Origin of the sequence: Thauera sp. AutoDN2 (assembly GCF_051280715.1) — a bacterium.
Classification (GTDB): domain Bacteria; phylum Pseudomonadota; class Gammaproteobacteria; order Burkholderiales; family Rhodocyclaceae; genus Thauera.
This window is the reverse complement of the sequence record NZ_JBNCAR010000044.1, coordinates 1-16,210: the sequence shown is the minus strand read 5'-3', so window position 1 is coordinate 16,210 and position 16,210 is coordinate 1. Positions and strand designations below refer to the sequence as shown.

The window sequence follows — 16,210 nt, the reverse complement described above, 5'->3', positions numbered from 1 at the left end:
CCACGTTCTTGCAGAACTGGATCGAACGACAGGATCAGCAAGAAATGGCAGCATGAGGACGACCGCTTGGAAGGCGGAAAACGTAGGGCACCTCAGTTTTACGCATAAACGCATACTAGTCCACAAGTGCACGTCGGCGCCAAGCTTCTTGCTCGAATCTAGGACTGAGCACTTGTTCAACGGACGCCACTCGATCAACAAACAGCCCGGGATTCGCAATCCCCTGACGGGGGACCGCGTCAGTAGCCGATCAAGTCTCCCAAAGCACCTTGCGGTGCCCGCCATGCGAGTACGTGCTCGATGACTTTGCGGGTACGGGGAAGGCGGTCAAGCACACGCAGCTTGGGTTTAAGCGCGGGGACCGCTTGATAGAGTTCCCACAGCAGGACTCGCTGTCGATCACGATGAGATGCAAGCTCAACGGCAGCCCTGCTAACAGCGGCGCTCAGGTCCGCGTCCCGCCGGAGCCAAATCGAGCCTCCACCGACATTGCTCGCCCGCGACACGGGTGCGGGCGTATGAGCCTGGAGCCATTCACGATCGTTTCGGTACAGCCACGCGCAGGTTGCAGGTGCCAGGCCACGCATGACTTTCACGCCACTTCCACCATAATCGCCAAGCAGGCGCTGCCAACACCGGCGATGCTCATCCCGAGCCCGGCGCAGGCGTGCCTGCCTCCATCGTTCATGGAGGCCAATCTCGGTGAAGAGCATTCGGGTGACGGATTCGACGGACACGCCGGTCGCAGCCGCGGCCGAGAGCTTCTCTTCCCCACGCTCCAGCAGCTCAACGAGGTGCTTTCGCATTCCAGGCTGCAGCTTCTTCGGACGTTTCTTGACCGTATAGCCTGCAGTAGCGGCCCACACCATGGCAGTCGTGACGTCGACGCCAATTGATCGTGCTGCCTCGCTCACCGAAGCGCCCGCTGAGTGAAGAATGGAGATCAAGCGCTCCCTTCGCGGGTCTCCCTCCAATTCGGATGCACCGCGGATGCTCGCGTTCCGCGCCACCTGCAGGTCCGTTTCACTTGAGGCGTAGGCCGTGAGAAATGACTGCGCGTTTCCGAAAAGCCAACTCACGACCGTCAGGTGCCAGAGTGGATGCCCCCCTGAACGTGATGAGCTGAATATTCGCTCCAGCCGTAAGTAGGCTTCTTTCTCGGTTGAAGGCAGAGCGTTCAACTCCGGCAACTGCCGAAATGGCTCCACGCAGTCAAGATAGTCGCGCAAGAGCCCTGACCACCGAATGCTCCCACCAGCGGTGCTCCAGCCGCGCTCCGAAAACTGCCGTCGATAGCACTGCTTCAGGCGCGCAACATCAAGCCTGTAATCCTGCCCGGACCCGACCAAGCCTCGGATGAGTTGCTCGAGTCGGGCTGACGATGACTCGATTCGCTCGGCCTGCTGGGCGACGCTCGGAGGAACAGGCATCAGCAGATCCTCGCGCGGGAGAGTCCATCGGAACCGCTCGACACCCGTGGACTTCAGCTTGCTCTGGCGCAGAAAAGCACCGTGGTCCGGACACCACCACACCCCTGGATGTTGGTGCCTCGTATGCCAGTAGGCCCAGCCATGCTCTTGGATGTCTCGCGCCATGCAGGCGACACAGGCCTTGAGGGGGTGATTCGCACGAAACCTGCTGGTGAGCAACCCCATTCGAAACTTGAGATGGGCGATGCTCCCAGTGGCCATATCCTCCACGGCGGCCAGCTCGGCTCGATCGGACATGAAGTGTCGGTAGAACGCCAGCAGTGTCCGCTCACGCGCGAGTTCGTGCGCATTTCCAAGGCGCCCACCCGTGCGCGAGGCAAAGTCTCCGAGGTGCCCTGGCAGATCGTGCTGCGTGCCACGACGGCGGTCGCCGAACAGCAACGAGGCCGTACGCCCAGCATCCGGTGATCCCCAGAGAACATGGATGCGGCTGACGAGGCTGAATAGCGTCTCGTCCGGTAGCCAATCGAGGACAGGTGCCCACGGAAAGAGGTCTGCCTGCTCAGTCATCATTCGATCCGATCACCCAGCGTACGCAATGGACGTCGTAACAGCCACCCAATCGATGCCCACGCTGTAGAGCACCAACCCGCCAAGCGAGCCCCGACGCCAGTCACCACTGCCGATCACGGCCGCACCGCCGTCAGGCGAGTACGCAGGCGGATGCCCCTCAACCGCCGCTCATCAGGTTAGGACAAGCTCACCATGAAGAAAGCGCGGAGGCTTCGCCCCCTTCCGGGCCACAACTCATCTGCCTCTGACATCAGGCGCAGGACCCCAAGAAACCTCTTGTGAGCCCGAACGGATCAGCGCAGCGATAGCAATCGAGCCCACTCTGCCTTGCCAAACCTAGCGCAGCGAGTAGGTGAGGCCCAGTCTGCCGGACGCTACGCCAAAAGATGCAGAGCGAACACATGACAGCCAGAATCCTAGGGCGCACACCAAGCTCACAAATCATCACATCCAACCCGACGCCCGCTACCGCCTTCACCGCTACACTTCTTCGCTCCCCCCCCTACTTGCCGGATACCCTCGATGCGCACCACCCTCGCGCTGGACGACGAGCTTTTCATCAAAGCCCAAGCACTGACGGGAATCACCAAGAAGTCCGAGTTGGTGAAGGAGGCCCTGCGCGCGCTGATCCAACGCGAAAGCGCTCGCCACCTTGCGCTCCTCATGAGCAGCGAGCCGCAGCTTGGTGATGTACCGAGACGCAGAGAACACGCTTGACCGCCTTCTCGGCAGAAGGAACGGTTTGCGGCCCGGCTCTCGCTCGTTCATGACCTCACGCAACTGAACTGGATACCTCAACCCTCGGGAAACGCTTGACGCAAAGCGCCACATTGCAGGAACGCCCGGCGACATCATGCGCGCCGTGCCCAAACGGAATACGGTGCCGGAGTTGATCGTCAATCGGCTACTACATCGTCTCTTTGCTGCTCACCGTTCTCGGGCTGCTCCTGATCGCCGCGTCCTTCAGCCATGAAGTTAGGGGAGAACTGGGCAAACTTGGTGAGCACACCGGCCAACGTGCGTCGGGCGGGCCGAATCCGGATTTCATCGCCCTCGCGCTCGATCTCAAGGTCGATGTCGGTGCGCTCATAGGCCAAATCGGCGGGAATGCGAACGGCTTGCGAATTGCCGTTCTTGAACGCGCGTGTGATGTGCATCGGCGTCTCCGTCACGGATGTACAGTATTTGCACTCTAGGTCAGGCCTGATGCGATAGTCGATACTGAATACCCTGCTCAGCTTGGTCGGGCGCTTGCAGGTGAGTATTCAGTCGGCACGATGGAGGCTTACCCTGTGAGTCGGGCAGTCGGAGATCCGCGAGCGCAGCGGGCTGTGCTCACAGTGACCGATTGCAGTGTAAGCAATACCAGCAGTGCCAGTCTCACTCTCCCGGCCGTCCTTGCCCGGTCGGGTGAATACGGTCGCAGCCAGTTCGCCGCGTTCCAGCAGGAGGCTGGAGGTCTCGGATCGGCAATGACCGGCGGTTGATATGCCTGGAGCAAGTATGTTCAAGAGGCCGCATAACTCCGAAACTTGCCGGATGGCCAACGGAAGCAACTCGGCCTCAGCTGCCGGTGGCTTTATGGCGCAGTCAGGCAACAATGTGCCGGTCACCTGCCGTTCGAGCGCCGGGAGACGGCGAACGGCGGCTTCTCCATCCTGCCAACTGGAAGTATCGACCCCGAGCGGTCGTTGCGACTTCCGCAAAGCTGCCGGTCAGGTACCCAGGGATTCCACGAGTTTCGCTGCTCCGAAGCTGCCGTTCGTGACCTCACGCACCCGGCCATCAGGAGTCGTTCGTCGGTCAAACCTATCGGGCCGGTTAAGGCTGGTTGCGGTCATCAGTTCCTGCCCACTCACTGATTGACGGCGCCCCTAAGTGCGCGATCAGGTGGCGAGGCTGAGTCGAATAGCTTCAAGCCGGTATCTGCGCCACAGAAAGGCCTCGACAAGGACTGAATTACCCCGGGATTCGACCAGACCTCCGGCAGGCTTGTGGGCGACAGGGACCACGCATGCACTGCTGCCGCCTGCGCAAACGTGCCGAGTAAAGCAGTCTGCATCGGAGGGCGACCGATGTGTGGTCAAACGCGCGACGACGCGCGTTTCTGAGATTGATTTGGCGCCGGCGCTTCCTACCTAAACCACTCAATCAAGCCATTCTTCACCCAGAAGTGACAGGTGCATGCCCGATGCTGGTGGATGGAGGGCGACACGGTGGGCCGGCCCCAGAAGTCTGTTTCGACAGACCAACGGGGCCGTCGATCGGAGTTAAGTGAAAGCGAGATCTGCACTCCGCAACCTCCAGGGCAGCTCATGCACGCCCACTTCTTGACGCCGCAGTCAATGACCAGCCACAACTCGCCAGGCGGCACCGGACTCTTGCCTGGATGTTGAGGGATCCGGGAAACGAGTAGATCGTAGCGCAGCCATCCGAACCGACGCAGCACTCGCGCCATTAGTCGTTTCATGGTCAGCCGATCACGCCGAGAAAAGGATTGACATCGCCGCGCCCCCAACTCGCCTGGCTGGCACATACCGGGCAAGAAGAGATCGGCCGGCAGGTCATGGCCCGATCCTCCACCCGGTCGAAGCGGCGAATCCTGTTGTGCGTCATGCCCTGGCGGCCGCGGAAACTGGTCAGCCCCTGAATCAGTTCATCGACGGCCGCGCAGGCAATGGCCGTGGTGAACGTGACCACGGCGGGTGCAGGGTCGCCGCCGCCGTCCACATAGGCTTCTGCCTTGCGCCGCTGGAACTCGGCCGGGTCACTGCGCCGAAGCCCTTCGGCCGCAGCGCGGCGCGAATCGACCACCTCCAGACACATGAGGCATGGATTGCCGGGGCGAATCGTCGATACACGCCCCGTCATATCGTAGTCCGCGCCGCTGCGTGCCGCGCGCATGCGCAGACCAACATCGATCAAGGGAATGCCGTAGTAGTGCGCCAGCCGATTCAGCGTCAGGCGTCCCTGATGGTCATCGGTACAACCGAACACCACATCGCAGGAGCGTAGCAAGTCGCGTAGATCAGGATGGCCGACCCACTGCTTCTTGGTGACCACTTGGGTGCCAAGGCCCGCCGCGCGAATCTCGCGCGCAAGGATGTCTACCTTGGCGAGGCCAGCGGCCACGTCTGCAGCGCGCGAGCCATGCACACGGTTGAGGTTGGTCACATCGATGATGTCGTTGTCCACCAGCCCGAGAAAACCAACGCCCAACCGCGCCAGAAGCATCGCTACAGCACTTCCCGTACCGCCGCAGCCCACGACACCGATCCGCAGCCCTCGGACGATTGGATTGAACCCCCTGCCGAACAGTACAGCCTGCCGCGTCAGGAATTGATCTTCGTCAGCCGCGTCATCTGCGCGAGCGACCTTGATCTGGCCGCCTACTAGCGAGATCGATGACGCCATGACCGTCTCGCCGGGTGCAATCCAGAGCCTGCCCGCAATAGCGCCCTCGTGGCCGAGCACGATGCTGGCCAAGCCGGAAACGCCCTTGATGAACGTTGTTCGCGCAAGCTCCGCCTCGTTTCGATCATCCTGGTCGGAGAAGAACGCTGCCGCGTTCGGATGCGTGTGCACCAAGCCCGCGACCAGACTACGCTCCTTCGCGCCGCCGAGAACATGCATGAAGCCCCGGGTGGACCACGTGACGTGGACCGGGGAGGCCGAAACCATCTCATCGGCCGCGACGGGGACGACCTCGTGCGAGATCAGCCTGGTGCGGGGCAGACCGGACCACGGGTCTGAGGGGATATCTGCCCTGCCGAACAGCACATAGGCGGACGCCTCAGACCCGTCGTCCCTTCTCAGAAGCGAGCGCAAGGCCGCCTCGTGCGGCTCCAGCAGGACAATGTCCAGAGCAGCCGGCGACATCACTTCGCCTCCGCCAGGGCGTGCTCGATCCGCTTGAGTATGGTGTGCAGGCCGTCGATGCCGGGCCGCCAGGCCGTGTTGTGGCGCGACCAGCGCTGCCAGTTGCGGCCTTGGAACGCGTGGGGCTGGTCGGCGCAGGTCGGATAGCGCCCCACGCTTTGCAACGTCAGCCAGGGGTCGCAATAGAACATGTCGGGCGCGACATCGGGATAACCAGACGGCAGGAGGACGAGTACGTCGGCTGCGCCGTGGTTGAACTTTCCGGCGGGTAGCGGCAGCTGCTTGAAGACGACACCCGTGTGCGTACCGTCGCTCACCATCTCGAAGACTACCCCGTGGCTGCTCAGATAGCGCTGGTCCGCTTCGGGCAGGGCAAGGAGCCCTTCCGTGGTGTCGCGGATCAGCGTGATGAAGCGCTCGATGCCCGGCTTGCTCAGGTCGATCAGGTCGCCGTCGCGGATCAGGATGTCCTGGCCCCCGCCGCGCACTTCGAGATAGACGTCGTAGGTCTCCGGCGGGACGCCGGCGAGCGCCTTGAGCACGCGGCCGCTGATGCTGGGCTTGCCCCACTCCAGGTGCCGGTCGTCGATCGTGAACTTGAACGCGCGGTCGGTCTGAAAGATGACGAAGCGCTCCGCGCCGCGGCCGCGCAGATCGTAGGATTCGTCAAGACGCAGGTCCTCGAACTCGCCGGAGGTCAGGATCGCATAGACGCTGTAGCCATCGCCCGGGCGGAAGCCGACGGCCTGGAGGATCTGGCGCGCGGTCGGCACCGGATCGGTGAGATCGACGTGGCGCTCGCTGAGTTGGTCGTCCAGGACGACAATCCGGTAGAACGCCGCCGGGCGCAGGCTGCGACCTTCGCGGATTGCGGCCGCGACATCCTCGACATCAGAGCAGTCATCGCCGCCGTGGGTTTGGGTTTGCATATTGATCACCTTTCTGGGGGAGCCATCGCCTGCGGGATTGCAGGTTTTCTGTTGCCCCTTACTCAGTCAATCGCAAGACAAACCCAGACCGGAAAGGCTGGTCAAAGTTTTTCTTGCTCCCACGCCCCTCCCGGCAAATCGCCGCAAAGGAAGAAGCTCGGACAGCGCGGACAGCTGCGCGCCTCGGGCTTCGCAGGGAACTGTCCGGCCCGCATCGCTTGAAGGAAGGACTGCAGCTTCTCGCGCCTGGACTCCAGCTTACGCGACGAGATTTTCATCGGCTGGATGGTTTCGCTGGTCAGGTAGGTCACCTCGACTTGCGCATGCGGGCCGTAGGCTTGAACGGCAGCAAGATGAAGCACCGTGTACTCGATGTCATCGAAGGCGTTCGAGCGCTGCTTGCCCGTCTTGACGCGTCGCACCGTGACCGATCCACCGTCAACGTGAGCAACGCCATCGGGGCTGACCAGTATCTCGCCCTCCGCCCAACGCAACGAAATCGGAGGCGCCGGCGCGGATACGCCTCGGCTGCGGCTCTCGATGAGAAACTCGACGAGCCGCTTGCCGATGCGCCGGTAGTCTTCCGCGTATCCATGCTCCGTCACCCCCCTGGAGCGCCAAGCTTCTTCGAAGCGCGCCGCCAGCTCGTCGATCGTGGGACTCGTCGTCTCGTGCTCGCGCTTCAGCCACTCGAACACCTCGCTCACGACGTTGTGCATCTTCATGAACGCCGTTTCGGTTCGCCGACCACCGAGCTTCAGCACGTGCGTGTACAGAAAGCGGCGCGGGCAACGCTCGAAGAGGTTGACCTGGATGTCAGTCCATTGAGGGCGCCCTTGCCACGTGATGGACAGGGGCACGCCCGTCAAGGTCGGACCGGCCCGCAACGGCACGTGAGCAGGATGGGCAAGGAGTCGCTCGATCGGGGCTACGAACCTGGAAGGGCTGCGCGCACGCCCATCAGCCTGTCTCGCGTAGGCATACAACTGAAGCCTGTTGCGCGCCCGCGAGAGCGCCACGAAAAACAAGCACTCTTCTTCCTCATCGTGGCCGGCCTTCACGGCCTCAATGCCGGTAAGCCCCTCCGAACCATGGATCAGACCATCTGGTGGAGGACACCGTGGCGGCACATTGTTGCGAGGCAAGCCGGAAGTCACCATGCCAGGCAAGTGAACGACCTCGAACTCCAGCCCCTTGCTCCCATGGATGGTCATCAGGCGCACTGCGTCAATGTTCTCGGCGCTCCGGGGCAGCTGGCTCAATCCACGATCCTCTGAGAGCAGCGCCAAGCGCCGGATGCGATCAAGCAGCCGAAGCACTGGTATCCCCTGCCCTCTTGGCTGCCGGCGGCAGAAGTTCAGGAACTGCCAGATCGCCAGACCCTTCATGCGACTCTGCGCATCACCAGTCCGATAAAGCGTCTTAGCGATTTCTAGACCATCGATCGTCCATCCAGCAAGCAACGTCCATGGGTTCGTTGACGCGTTCACGCCCGCAAAAAGTGGGGACAGGCGAGCAAGCGCCTCTCGACTGCCATCTGCCAGGCCGTCCACCTCCGCATGTATTGCCGACCATGCCAGGGAAGCTGGATTCGCCGCTCGCAGGTGCTCGATGACTCGCATGACATCCTGCAGCGGCATTTGGTGGCGAGCCATGGTTGCCACCCGCACCATCGCGGCCGCCCGCGGGTCGGTTGCGAGCGACAGCAAGGCCAAGAGATCCTTGATTTCCGGCCTCTCGAAGAGGCTGCCTAGGTGCAGCGCGGGAATGCCCCTGGCCTCGAGCCCTACGGCAATGGCGTTCAGGCGCGCGTTGGAAGCGCAAAGCACCGCCTGGCCACCGTAGGCGATGCCTTGCTCGTGCAGAGCTGTGATCGACGCTGCGAGTGCGGAGATTTCGTCGTCAGGCGACTCCGCAACGCGAAGCTCCACCTGCTCGCCCCTGGTGCCACGGTCGGCCTTCAGGGTCAGCGGCAAAGTACTGGTGGATGCCTGCATCCCGCGCGCAAACTCGGTGAAAACATCAACGATGCGCTCGTCGGAGCGGTAGTTGATGCCCAGCTGGGCGGTCTGCGCGCCGGGAAAGTCGACCGCAAAGCGCGCGATGTTCGTCGCGGATGCGCCGCGGAAGCGGTAGATGGACTGGCGCGCATCACCGACGACCCACAGGTTGCGGCCGTCACCGACGATAGCTTTCAGAAGCCGGACCGAGGCGCGGTTGACGTCTTGGTATTCATCCACGAGCACATGCTCGTGACGAGCGCGCAAGGCGTCCCTCACCTCGGCGCTACCCTCCACAAGGCGGACCGGCAGCGCAACCAGATCGCCGAAATCCAACAGTTGGTGAGTAGTCAGCAGACGTTCGTACGCCTCGAAGAGCATGGCGACCTCCAGGCACTTCTGGGCGCGGACCCTCGCATCCTGGTCCGTGCCCGCCCGGGCGGCCATGGACTGGGCGAGCACGCGATAACCTGCAGCATCGATGACCTCATCCTTGGCACGTGAGATCGAGCTCAGCATGTCGCTCAGATCAAGGGCTGGGTCCCACAGGTTACGATAGTGCTTCAAGTCGAGCCGCGGGAACTCTTCTTCCAGCAACTCAATAGCCTCGGTCCGGTCGATCAGGCGTGGGGCCGCCGGCAGAGCCAGTTGGTCGTGGAAGCGGTGAACGATGTCCAAGCCGAACGCATGGAATGTTCCGATCCACATCGCTGCCGCCGCGAGAGGATTACTCGCAGCAATCCTCTCGCTCAGTTCATTGGCCGCCTTGTTGGAGAAGGTGAGCACCAGGATGGTGGCAGGGTCGACGCCGTCCGCAAGCAATCCTTCGATGCGGCGAACGAGCGTTCGTGTCTTGCCGGTACCCGGCCCTGCCTGCAACTGGAACGCCAGGCCACGATGCGCCGCCGCCTCCATCTGAGTCGGGTCCGGCGTGAGCGCCGCCGCAACCCCGCCGGAACCAACGGGATGCTGCTCATCGGCCGGTAGCAGCAGCGCATCCAGCAGTTGTTGCTGCACGACGGCAAGCGGCGCACCAAAGCGCGTCGCGATCATCGCGGAGGTTAGCCCCTCGTTGACATGGAACTCGCGCAGTACAGGACGCGGAAGCAGGTACTCTCGCGCGAAGAGGTCCATCTTGACTTCACGCCGCTCTCGCGCCCCGTAGTCAAGTACGCGATCAACACCGACCGGCGCATCCTCCATCGAGCGATCGGGCTCGACTTCAAACGTCACCACATCGAGCGTGCTACCTTCCAGCACGACATGGCCGAGCTCGTGTGCGATGAGAAAGGCGCGTTCGAACTCCGATCCGCGGTCCTCATAGAGGATGCTTCCCGCTTGGCTATCAAAAGTGGCTCGGCCTCCTTTGAGCTGCGAATCCCCCTCTTGCAGCGCGTACACGTCCAAACCGCGACTCGTCACTTCCCGAAGCACAAACTCCAGGGGTCGAGTCGGATCGCCACCCGCCGCGACGTTCGCCCGGTGCATGCGTTCTGCTTCCCGGCGCGTGGCCTCGGTGGCGTCCATCGCTTAGTCCGACAACGCCTTCAGCGTCGCCTGCTGTTCGGGCGTGAGCTGTGAAGTCGCGACGGCCTGATCGAAAGTGATCTGTTCTCCCACGCTGGGCTTCATGCTGGATCGAAAGGCATGTCCGGAGACCATGCCCGGTGGGCCCTGCAGATACGCGCCCACAGCTTGCGCCGTGGAGCCTAACTCCGAAGCAAGCTTCTCGACGAATCGGGCGGGAATGGTGGTGGCGCTGATGGCTCGATCGCGCACGCGCATCAGAAAGAGATTGCTGACATCCAAGCTGCGTGCGAGCGATTTGAAGCTGCTCGTATTGAGCTTGGCGAACGGGTTCGCGACCTCCGCGTCGGGCTGCTGGACAGCCCGCTCGAACCGCTGCCAGGCTTTGTCCACCGCACTGTCCGACACCACGGTCGCGGGAGCATCGTCCGCCGGCGGCTCATGAAGAAGATCGATCGAACAGTCGATCAGCGCAGTCGCATGCTGCGGGTACTCCCTGATGTAGCGTTCAAGCGTTTCTCGTCCATGGCGGGGCTCCATGGAGAACGCCATCAGTACGGATTCCTCGTCCGCGGCGAACGGCTTTGACGTGCTCATACATACTCCTGCAGAGCAGACCTGAGGGTCTTGTATGCACGGTCGCGACGATTGCGCACGGTTCTCTCATCGCACTTGAGCATCTTGGCGATAGTCATGATATTCGGGTCCTTCGAGTCGATCTGGAAGCCTTGCCGTAACAAGCCCACGACCCGTCTCTGATCGTGTGGTAATGCATCAATCGCAGCGTCCAACTCGAACCGGAAAGCCGGGTCGTCAATTTCTTGGGGATCCCCTCCAAGGAAGTCAGCCGCTGCTGCTTCGACCTCCGGAGAAATGTCCGGACCTTCATCTCCATCCGTGGACAGCGGCTCGGTGAGTACCGAAACGGGACCGATCTGCCTCAGCACGGTCTTGCGGAACCGGGCGAACGCGAGGTCGAACCGCACTTCAAAGAAATCCAGCATGGCGAAGCGGCCGTTGCAGTCCTTGGCGATTCGCTCGGCGAATCGGCCCATGATCTCTTCTCGGATATCTTGCGCCCCGGCCATGCGAGAGTCCGAGATCGTCGCAAACAGGGACTGCCCGACGCGCTTCATGAGCAGTCCGAAGATCTGCTTGAACTCGTCCTGCGCTCCCGCAGCTTGGGCGCGACGCAGGAAATATGTCAGCGCTTCCGACGGCACATAGCCGCAGCTCTTCCTCGACGCGATGGCGAAGGCCTGCAGGCGTGCCGCGGCATCGACCGATTCCAGCCTTGCCAGGCAGACCTCGATCTCCGGCGGCCGAGTGAACGGAAACCCGTTTTTGTCTTTGCTCTTCAACGGTTCCGGCATCGATCTCCTCCTTGCCCGTCAGTCCGCGATGTCCTGCTTCTTCGTCCCGCCCGCCGTCACCGGATGCGGATCGGCAAAGTCACCTGCGGCTGGATCGGCACCAGCGTCTTGGCATAGGTGCGCAGGATGTCGTTGTAGAGATCGGCGTGCTTCGGCGCTTCGACCGAGAGGATCAGCGCGTAGCGGATCTTCTCAGGGCCGGTGGCCCGGCCGCCGCCGTCGCGGGCGTTGTAGTGAATGTCGAATACCGGATTCTTGAGGCTGGAGCCGCGGAAAGTCTTGGCCCCGTGCAGCACGGTCTCCCACTTGCCCTGATCCGAGCGGCGTTCCTGCTCTGTGGCAAACTTCTTCAAGTCGAAGAAGCCCTTCGTGTCCGCGTTGCTTTTGCCATCCTTGATCTTTTCGTCGTTGGGCCGGAAGACGACTTCAAGCCCAGCCTTGGTGTAGGCCGCGGCATCCTGCGGATCGGTAGGCGACGCATAGCAGAACGTGGCCTTCAGGCGGACATTGCCCGTCAAGCCTTCCTTGGGCAGCGGCAGGCTGGCGCGCAGATATTTGCTGGGCTTGAGCTCCCCTTGGTAGACCACCCGGGCCACGCCATCCGGGCACGTGATGATGTCGAGCGTGTCCTCGGGAATCTTGCCCCAGCCCACTTCGATCGGGTCATGCTCACCGGGATCGGCCGCATGGACCAGCAGGGCCTTGATGGCGAGAGGCGTCAGGTTGACGCCTAGGATCGCCCGGATACCGACCGCGCTGCGCAGCAAGTATGGCGCCGCGAAACTGGTGCCGAGTTGTGGTGTCAGCACCGGTTTCGCGCTCGGAGCCAGGACGTGGAAGTACTTGGATGCCGGGTTGCCGCCGAAGGCCATCAGATCCGGCTTGACGACGCCGGGGCTGCGACCCGGCCCGATCGCGCTGTAGGGCGCGCGAGCCCAGTCCGCGCCGGTGTCATCGGCCGCGCCGACCGCGAGCGCATTCACGCAGTCCGACGGGACCTGCACCCGGTTGTAGCCGAGTTCGCGGTCGCGTTCTCCGTTGTTGCCCACGGCCACAGTCATGAGCGTGTCACCATCGCTGAGCAACTCGTCGATGACGGACGTCCAAGCGTGGACCTCCCGATCCTCCACTTCAAGGTCCGGTCCCAGGCTCAGGTTGATGAACTCGTAGGAACGCGACAGCAAAACCTGTTCGATGAGACCGAGCGTGCGATACAACTCCAGCGGGTCTTCGCCACCTGATTCGTGGTCGAGCACACGCAAATGGTCCACCGGGGCGAAAGGCCTACCGGCCGTTCCGTTGGGCTGGATTGGGCCGAACAGTACGGCCGATGTTACGCCCAGGCCGTGCTCCGGGCCGTGTGGGTCATCGCCGGCGTCTTCGTCGAGCTTGCGGTACGAGCGCAGCCAAGGACCGATGGGGTGGTGGTTGGGCAGGCCACCGTCCAGGATGGCGACGCGAGGCTCGGACGACAGAGCCTGCTCAGTCGGGAGGCTGCAGCCCACCGACGGTCCACCGCTGCGCTGTAGCGGGCGGATGCCGCGCAGCTTGGGCACCGGCCGGATTATCCGGACGAAGGCGAAGCTGGCCAGTCTCTCGACATCGCGCGGCTTGCCCTCGACAGGCACGAACCACAGGTTGCCTGCAACGAAATCGACTTCACTGTGGACCTTCACGCCCTCCCGCTGGGCGAACTTCACGAAAGCCTTCTGGATCAGGCCAGGATCTTCGCCGGGCAACAGATGCAGACCTACCTCGAAGAAGCGATCCTTCGAGCCACCCAGACTCACGATGCGCTCCGCCGGCGCGAAGGCGGCAAACTGTTCGATGTGGGCCAGATCGTCGCCCTCGTCGGACTGCGCGTCAATAGTTGACGTCCACTGTGAGAGGTTGCGGAAAGCCTGGCGCTTGCCGGCGACGAACAATTCGGCCGTCGTGGTCTCCTGCGGCTGTCCCTTACGAGTCCAGGCCTGGGGCTTGACCTTGACGGTGCGGCTGCCAATGGACTCCAGCCCCGTGCTGCGCAACAAGCCGGTCGGGAAGTAGGAGCGAGCGATGAAGCTGGGATTCATCATCAACCGTGCAACCGCGAAATCGCCTGGGCAAGCGTCGGCCGGCAGTGCGTCCAGCGCCTGGGCAGCACTGCGGAATTGGGGATCCAACCGTTCCCGCGCCTGCGCGAAGGTGTAGACCTCGGCCTTGCCGGGCATGCGTTTCGGGCCGACGATGTCGTGGGTCAGCAACTCGCCACGACCGATCAGGAAATTGGTTTGGCTCATGTGTCAGCCTTTCTCCGGAGCGCGGTCTTTCGTTCCGCAGGCGTATCGTTGGTGTACTTGCGGATCGTGTCCCGGCTCACGCCCGTGATGTCGGAGACGGCGTGCTGGGAGAGGCGGGTCTGCTTGGTCAGCATCACCGCTAGGTCGATGCGGCCCTGCCTGTCGAGAGCCAAAGCGCGAGCCTTCATGAAGTCCTCGACCAGATCGGCGTCGGTCGTCGTGCCCAGGGCCACGGCACGCCGGAAACGTTGGACGTCGCGCTCGATATCGCTAAACGAATGTCCGGCGAAGGCGAATGCCAGGATGTCGATCCAACGGGCAAAGAGTGCGTAGTCCTGCCCCAGGAAGCGCTTGATGGCCTCCTTGATGGCTTGCTCATCGGGCGTCTTGAACTGGACCTCCAAGTCGAAGCGGCGCCACAGTGCCGGATCGATCAGTTCCGGGTGGTTGGTGGCGGCCAGCAGCACGCTGCTGGCGGGCCATTCGTCGACCTCCTGCAGGATCACCGTGACAAGGCGCTTGAGTTCACCCACGTCGGTGTCGTCGCTGCGCCGCTTGGCAATGGCGTCGATCTCGTCCAGCAGCAGCACGCAAGGCTCGCGCTTGGCGAAGTCAATGGCTGCCCGCAGGTTGGCGCCACTCTTCCCCAGCAGGCTGCTCATCACGGCGGTCAGATCGAGCACGTACAGCGGCACCTTCAACTGCGCGGCCAGCCAGCGGGCCGTGAGCGTCTTGCCGACCCCTGGCGGCCCGACAAAGATGGCCGAGCGGGTAGGCGTCAGCCCCATGGCCAGCAGTCGGGCGCTCTGCCGGCGCTCCGCGATGAGTTGCGCCAAAACCTCCTCGACGTCACCGGACAGCAGCGGCGCCCCCTTCGTCGGCTCGTTCTTGAACTCCTTCAGGAGCGAGAGGCGGGACTCGTCGTCGACCGGCATGGCTTGGGCCGCTGCGCGGGGGGGCGGTAGTTTGCGCATGGGAGAGACGCTGCGCGCCGGCTTCGACCTCAAGTACAGATCAAGCTGCTCGGCCAGATCGGGCGCCGTGCCACGGTATTTGCGGACTAGTCGGGCTGCGAACAGGCGCACATCTTCCGTCTGCTCGGCCAGAGCCAGGCGAACCACTTGGGCTAAATCTGATTGCTCTTCCTTCATTTCGTCCAAAATTTCAATAAGTCTTTGATTTATCTATAAAAATAACGAAAATATATCGGACTAATGGAATTATCGCACAGATCAAAAGGATGCTGGGGAGTGAAATGGACGTCGGAGGACTGTGGCACCTTGGCCGTCACCCGGCTGGGCCGGACTGCGCTGTACGTGCGGAGCACGTCGCGATGCCGTGGACATTGAAGATGCTGCGTTGGCAGTATCACTGCTATCTCATGCGGCAGTGCCTTTGGCACCAGTCGCCTAAGGCGCGAATGCGTCGACATCTGGATGACTGCTGTGACGCCGTGCCCGCGCGGTCACGGCGCAGTTACGACCGACCGCAATCGCTGCGAAGCGAGCATCGGTCGACGAAGACAGCAACGGGCAGGTTGTCGTCATTGGCCGACAACCAATGCAGCCATTGACCGTCCTTAGCTACCGAGCGGCTGGTAATTGGCGCACAGCCGCCCGATTTTCGCTGGAGGCCGAAGGTCAGCTTCGGCCGATTATGTAGATGCCTCGATTATGTTGAGCCGGCATGAGCGTCGTGCGCCAACCGCCCGGCTGGGGCGGCAGGCGCCGATTTCGATCTCCACATAATCAGAGTGTCCGCAGGAAGTCGATCAGCGAGTCGGGTGCCCTGTAGCGCCTGAGCTTGGCCTCTGGCTCGTGAAGCCGGGCCAGCGCCCGCTCCTTCATCGCCAGGTCAGCTTCGACGTACTGGTGCGTCGTTGCCGGGCTCTCATGGCCGAGCCAAAGCGCAATGACGCTGATGTCGACGCCGGCCTGCAGCAGGTGCATTGCTGTCGTGTGGCGAATCATGTGAGGCGAGATGTGACGCGTCGCCAAGTCGGGGCACGATTTCGCGCCCACCTGGACGGCGCGCTCCAGTCGCTGCATCACGTTCCATCGCGACATCGCTTGGCCATCGCGATTGGGTAGCAACGGCGAGTTCGAGTCGAACTGCGGATTGCGCCGAAGCCAAGCCCTGATCGCCCTGATGGTTGAGCGCCACAGCGGCACGCTGCGCTGCTTGCGCCCCTTGCCATGCAGATGAACACAGGCGGCGGCA

Annotated in this window: 12 protein-coding genes; 1 reads left to right on the top strand and 11 read right to left on the bottom strand. The window is 62.7% G+C overall.

Annotated elements, in window-relative coordinates; genetic code table 11:
* Positions 1-239: 239 nt before the first annotated feature.
* A complete protein-coding gene (locus ACPT9U_RS16190) occupies positions 240-2,003 on the bottom strand; it encodes a TnsD family Tn7-like transposition protein (protein WP_435751674.1) in 1,764 nt (587 codons plus the stop codon).
* 522 nt (positions 2,004-2,525) lie between these two features.
* Between ACPT9U_RS16190 and ACPT9U_RS16185 the strand changes: the two genes are divergently transcribed.
* Entirely contained in the window at positions 2,526-2,720 is a 195-nt protein-coding gene (locus tag ACPT9U_RS16185; protein ID WP_435751672.1) for a type II toxin-antitoxin system VapB family antitoxin, read from the top strand.
* A gap of 179 nt (positions 2,721-2,899) precedes the next feature.
* Here ACPT9U_RS16185 and ACPT9U_RS16180 read toward each other — a convergent pair whose 3' ends face one another.
* From ACPT9U_RS16180 to ACPT9U_RS16135, 10 genes are all read right to left on the bottom strand, one after another.
* A complete protein-coding gene (locus ACPT9U_RS16180; RefSeq protein ID WP_435751670.1) occupies positions 2,900-3,160 on the bottom strand; it encodes an antitoxin in 261 nt (86 codons plus the stop codon).
* A gap of 977 nt (positions 3,161-4,137) precedes the next feature.
* Positions 4,138-4,320, bottom strand: coding sequence for a DUF6527 family protein (locus tag ACPT9U_RS16175; protein ID WP_435751676.1), 183 nt, complete (start codon positions 4,318-4,320; stop codon positions 4,138-4,140).
* Positions 4,321-4,475: 155 nt separating this feature from the next.
* The gene (locus ACPT9U_RS16170) at positions 4,476-5,882 is read right to left on the bottom strand and encodes a ThiF family adenylyltransferase (RefSeq protein WP_435751668.1); all 1,407 of its coding nucleotides are present in this window, start codon (positions 5,880-5,882) and stop codon (positions 4,476-4,478) included.
* Positions 5,882-6,811, bottom strand: coding sequence for a multiubiquitin domain-containing protein (locus tag ACPT9U_RS16165; RefSeq protein WP_435751666.1), 930 nt, complete (start codon positions 6,809-6,811; stop codon positions 5,882-5,884). Before ACPT9U_RS16165 ends, ACPT9U_RS16170 begins: the two co-directional genes overlap by 1 nt.
* A 101-nt stretch (positions 6,812-6,912) precedes the next feature.
* The gene (locus ACPT9U_RS16160) at positions 6,913-10,338 is read right to left on the bottom strand and encodes a UvrD-helicase domain-containing protein (RefSeq protein WP_043741973.1); all 3,426 of its coding nucleotides are present in this window, start codon (positions 10,336-10,338) and stop codon (positions 6,913-6,915) included.
* A gap of 3 nt (positions 10,339-10,341) precedes the next feature.
* The gene (locus ACPT9U_RS16155; protein ID WP_435751663.1) at positions 10,342-10,935 is read right to left on the bottom strand and encodes a hypothetical protein; all 594 of its coding nucleotides are present in this window, start codon (positions 10,933-10,935) and stop codon (positions 10,342-10,344) included.
* Positions 10,932-11,711 (bottom strand): RNA polymerase sigma factor, encoded by a 780-nt coding sequence (locus tag ACPT9U_RS16150; RefSeq protein ID WP_435751661.1) that lies wholly within the window; start codon positions 11,709-11,711, stop codon positions 10,932-10,934. The genes ACPT9U_RS16155 and ACPT9U_RS16150 overlap by 4 nt, the downstream gene beginning before the upstream one ends.
* Before the next feature lie 56 nt (positions 11,712-11,767).
* Complete coding sequence (locus tag ACPT9U_RS16145) at positions 11,768-13,990, bottom strand: S8 family peptidase (RefSeq protein ID WP_435751659.1); 2,223 nt, start codon at positions 13,988-13,990, stop codon at positions 11,768-11,770.
* A complete protein-coding gene (locus ACPT9U_RS16140) occupies positions 13,987-15,141 on the bottom strand; it encodes an AAA family ATPase (protein WP_082047680.1) in 1,155 nt (384 codons plus the stop codon). The genes ACPT9U_RS16145 and ACPT9U_RS16140 overlap by 4 nt, the downstream gene beginning before the upstream one ends.
* Positions 15,142-15,738: 597 nt before the next feature.
* On the bottom strand, positions 15,739-16,210 hold a 472-nt coding region (locus ACPT9U_RS16135), incomplete at its 5' end, for a tyrosine-type recombinase/integrase (RefSeq protein ID WP_435751657.1).

Coding starts and splice junctions, on each gene's coding strand:
- ACPT9U_RS16175 (WP_435751676.1), bottom strand. CDS start 4,320: ATGAGCTGCCCTGGAGGTTGCGGAGTGCAGATCTCGCTTTCACTTAAC.
- ACPT9U_RS16140 (WP_082047680.1), bottom strand. CDS start 15,141: ATGAAGGAAGAGCAATCAGATTTAGCCCAAGTGGTTCGCCTGGCTCTG.
- ACPT9U_RS16145 (WP_435751659.1), bottom strand. CDS start 13,990: ATGAGCCAAACCAATTTCCTGATCGGTCGTGGCGAGTTGCTGACCCAC.
- ACPT9U_RS16160 (WP_043741973.1), bottom strand. CDS start 10,338: ATGGACGCCACCGAGGCCACGCGCCGGGAAGCAGAACGCATGCACCGG.
- ACPT9U_RS16180 (WP_435751670.1), bottom strand. CDS start 3,160: ATGCACATCACACGCGCGTTCAAGAACGGCAATTCGCAAGCCGTTCGC.
- ACPT9U_RS16155 (WP_435751663.1), bottom strand. CDS start 10,935: ATGAGCACGTCAAAGCCGTTCGCCGCGGACGAGGAATCCGTACTGATG.
- ACPT9U_RS16190 (WP_435751674.1), bottom strand. CDS start 2,003: ATGATGACTGAGCAGGCAGACCTCTTTCCGTGGGCACCTGTCCTCGAT.
- ACPT9U_RS16150 (WP_435751661.1), bottom strand. CDS start 11,711: ATGCCGGAACCGTTGAAGAGCAAAGACAAAAACGGGTTTCCGTTCACT.
- ACPT9U_RS16185 (WP_435751672.1), top strand. CDS start 2,526: ATGCGCACCACCCTCGCGCTGGACGACGAGCTTTTCATCAAAGCCCAA.
- ACPT9U_RS16170 (WP_435751668.1), bottom strand. CDS start 5,882: ATGTCGCCGGCTGCTCTGGACATTGTCCTGCTGGAGCCGCACGAGGCG.
- ACPT9U_RS16165 (WP_435751666.1), bottom strand. CDS start 6,811: ATGCAAACCCAAACCCACGGCGGCGATGACTGCTCTGATGTCGAGGAT.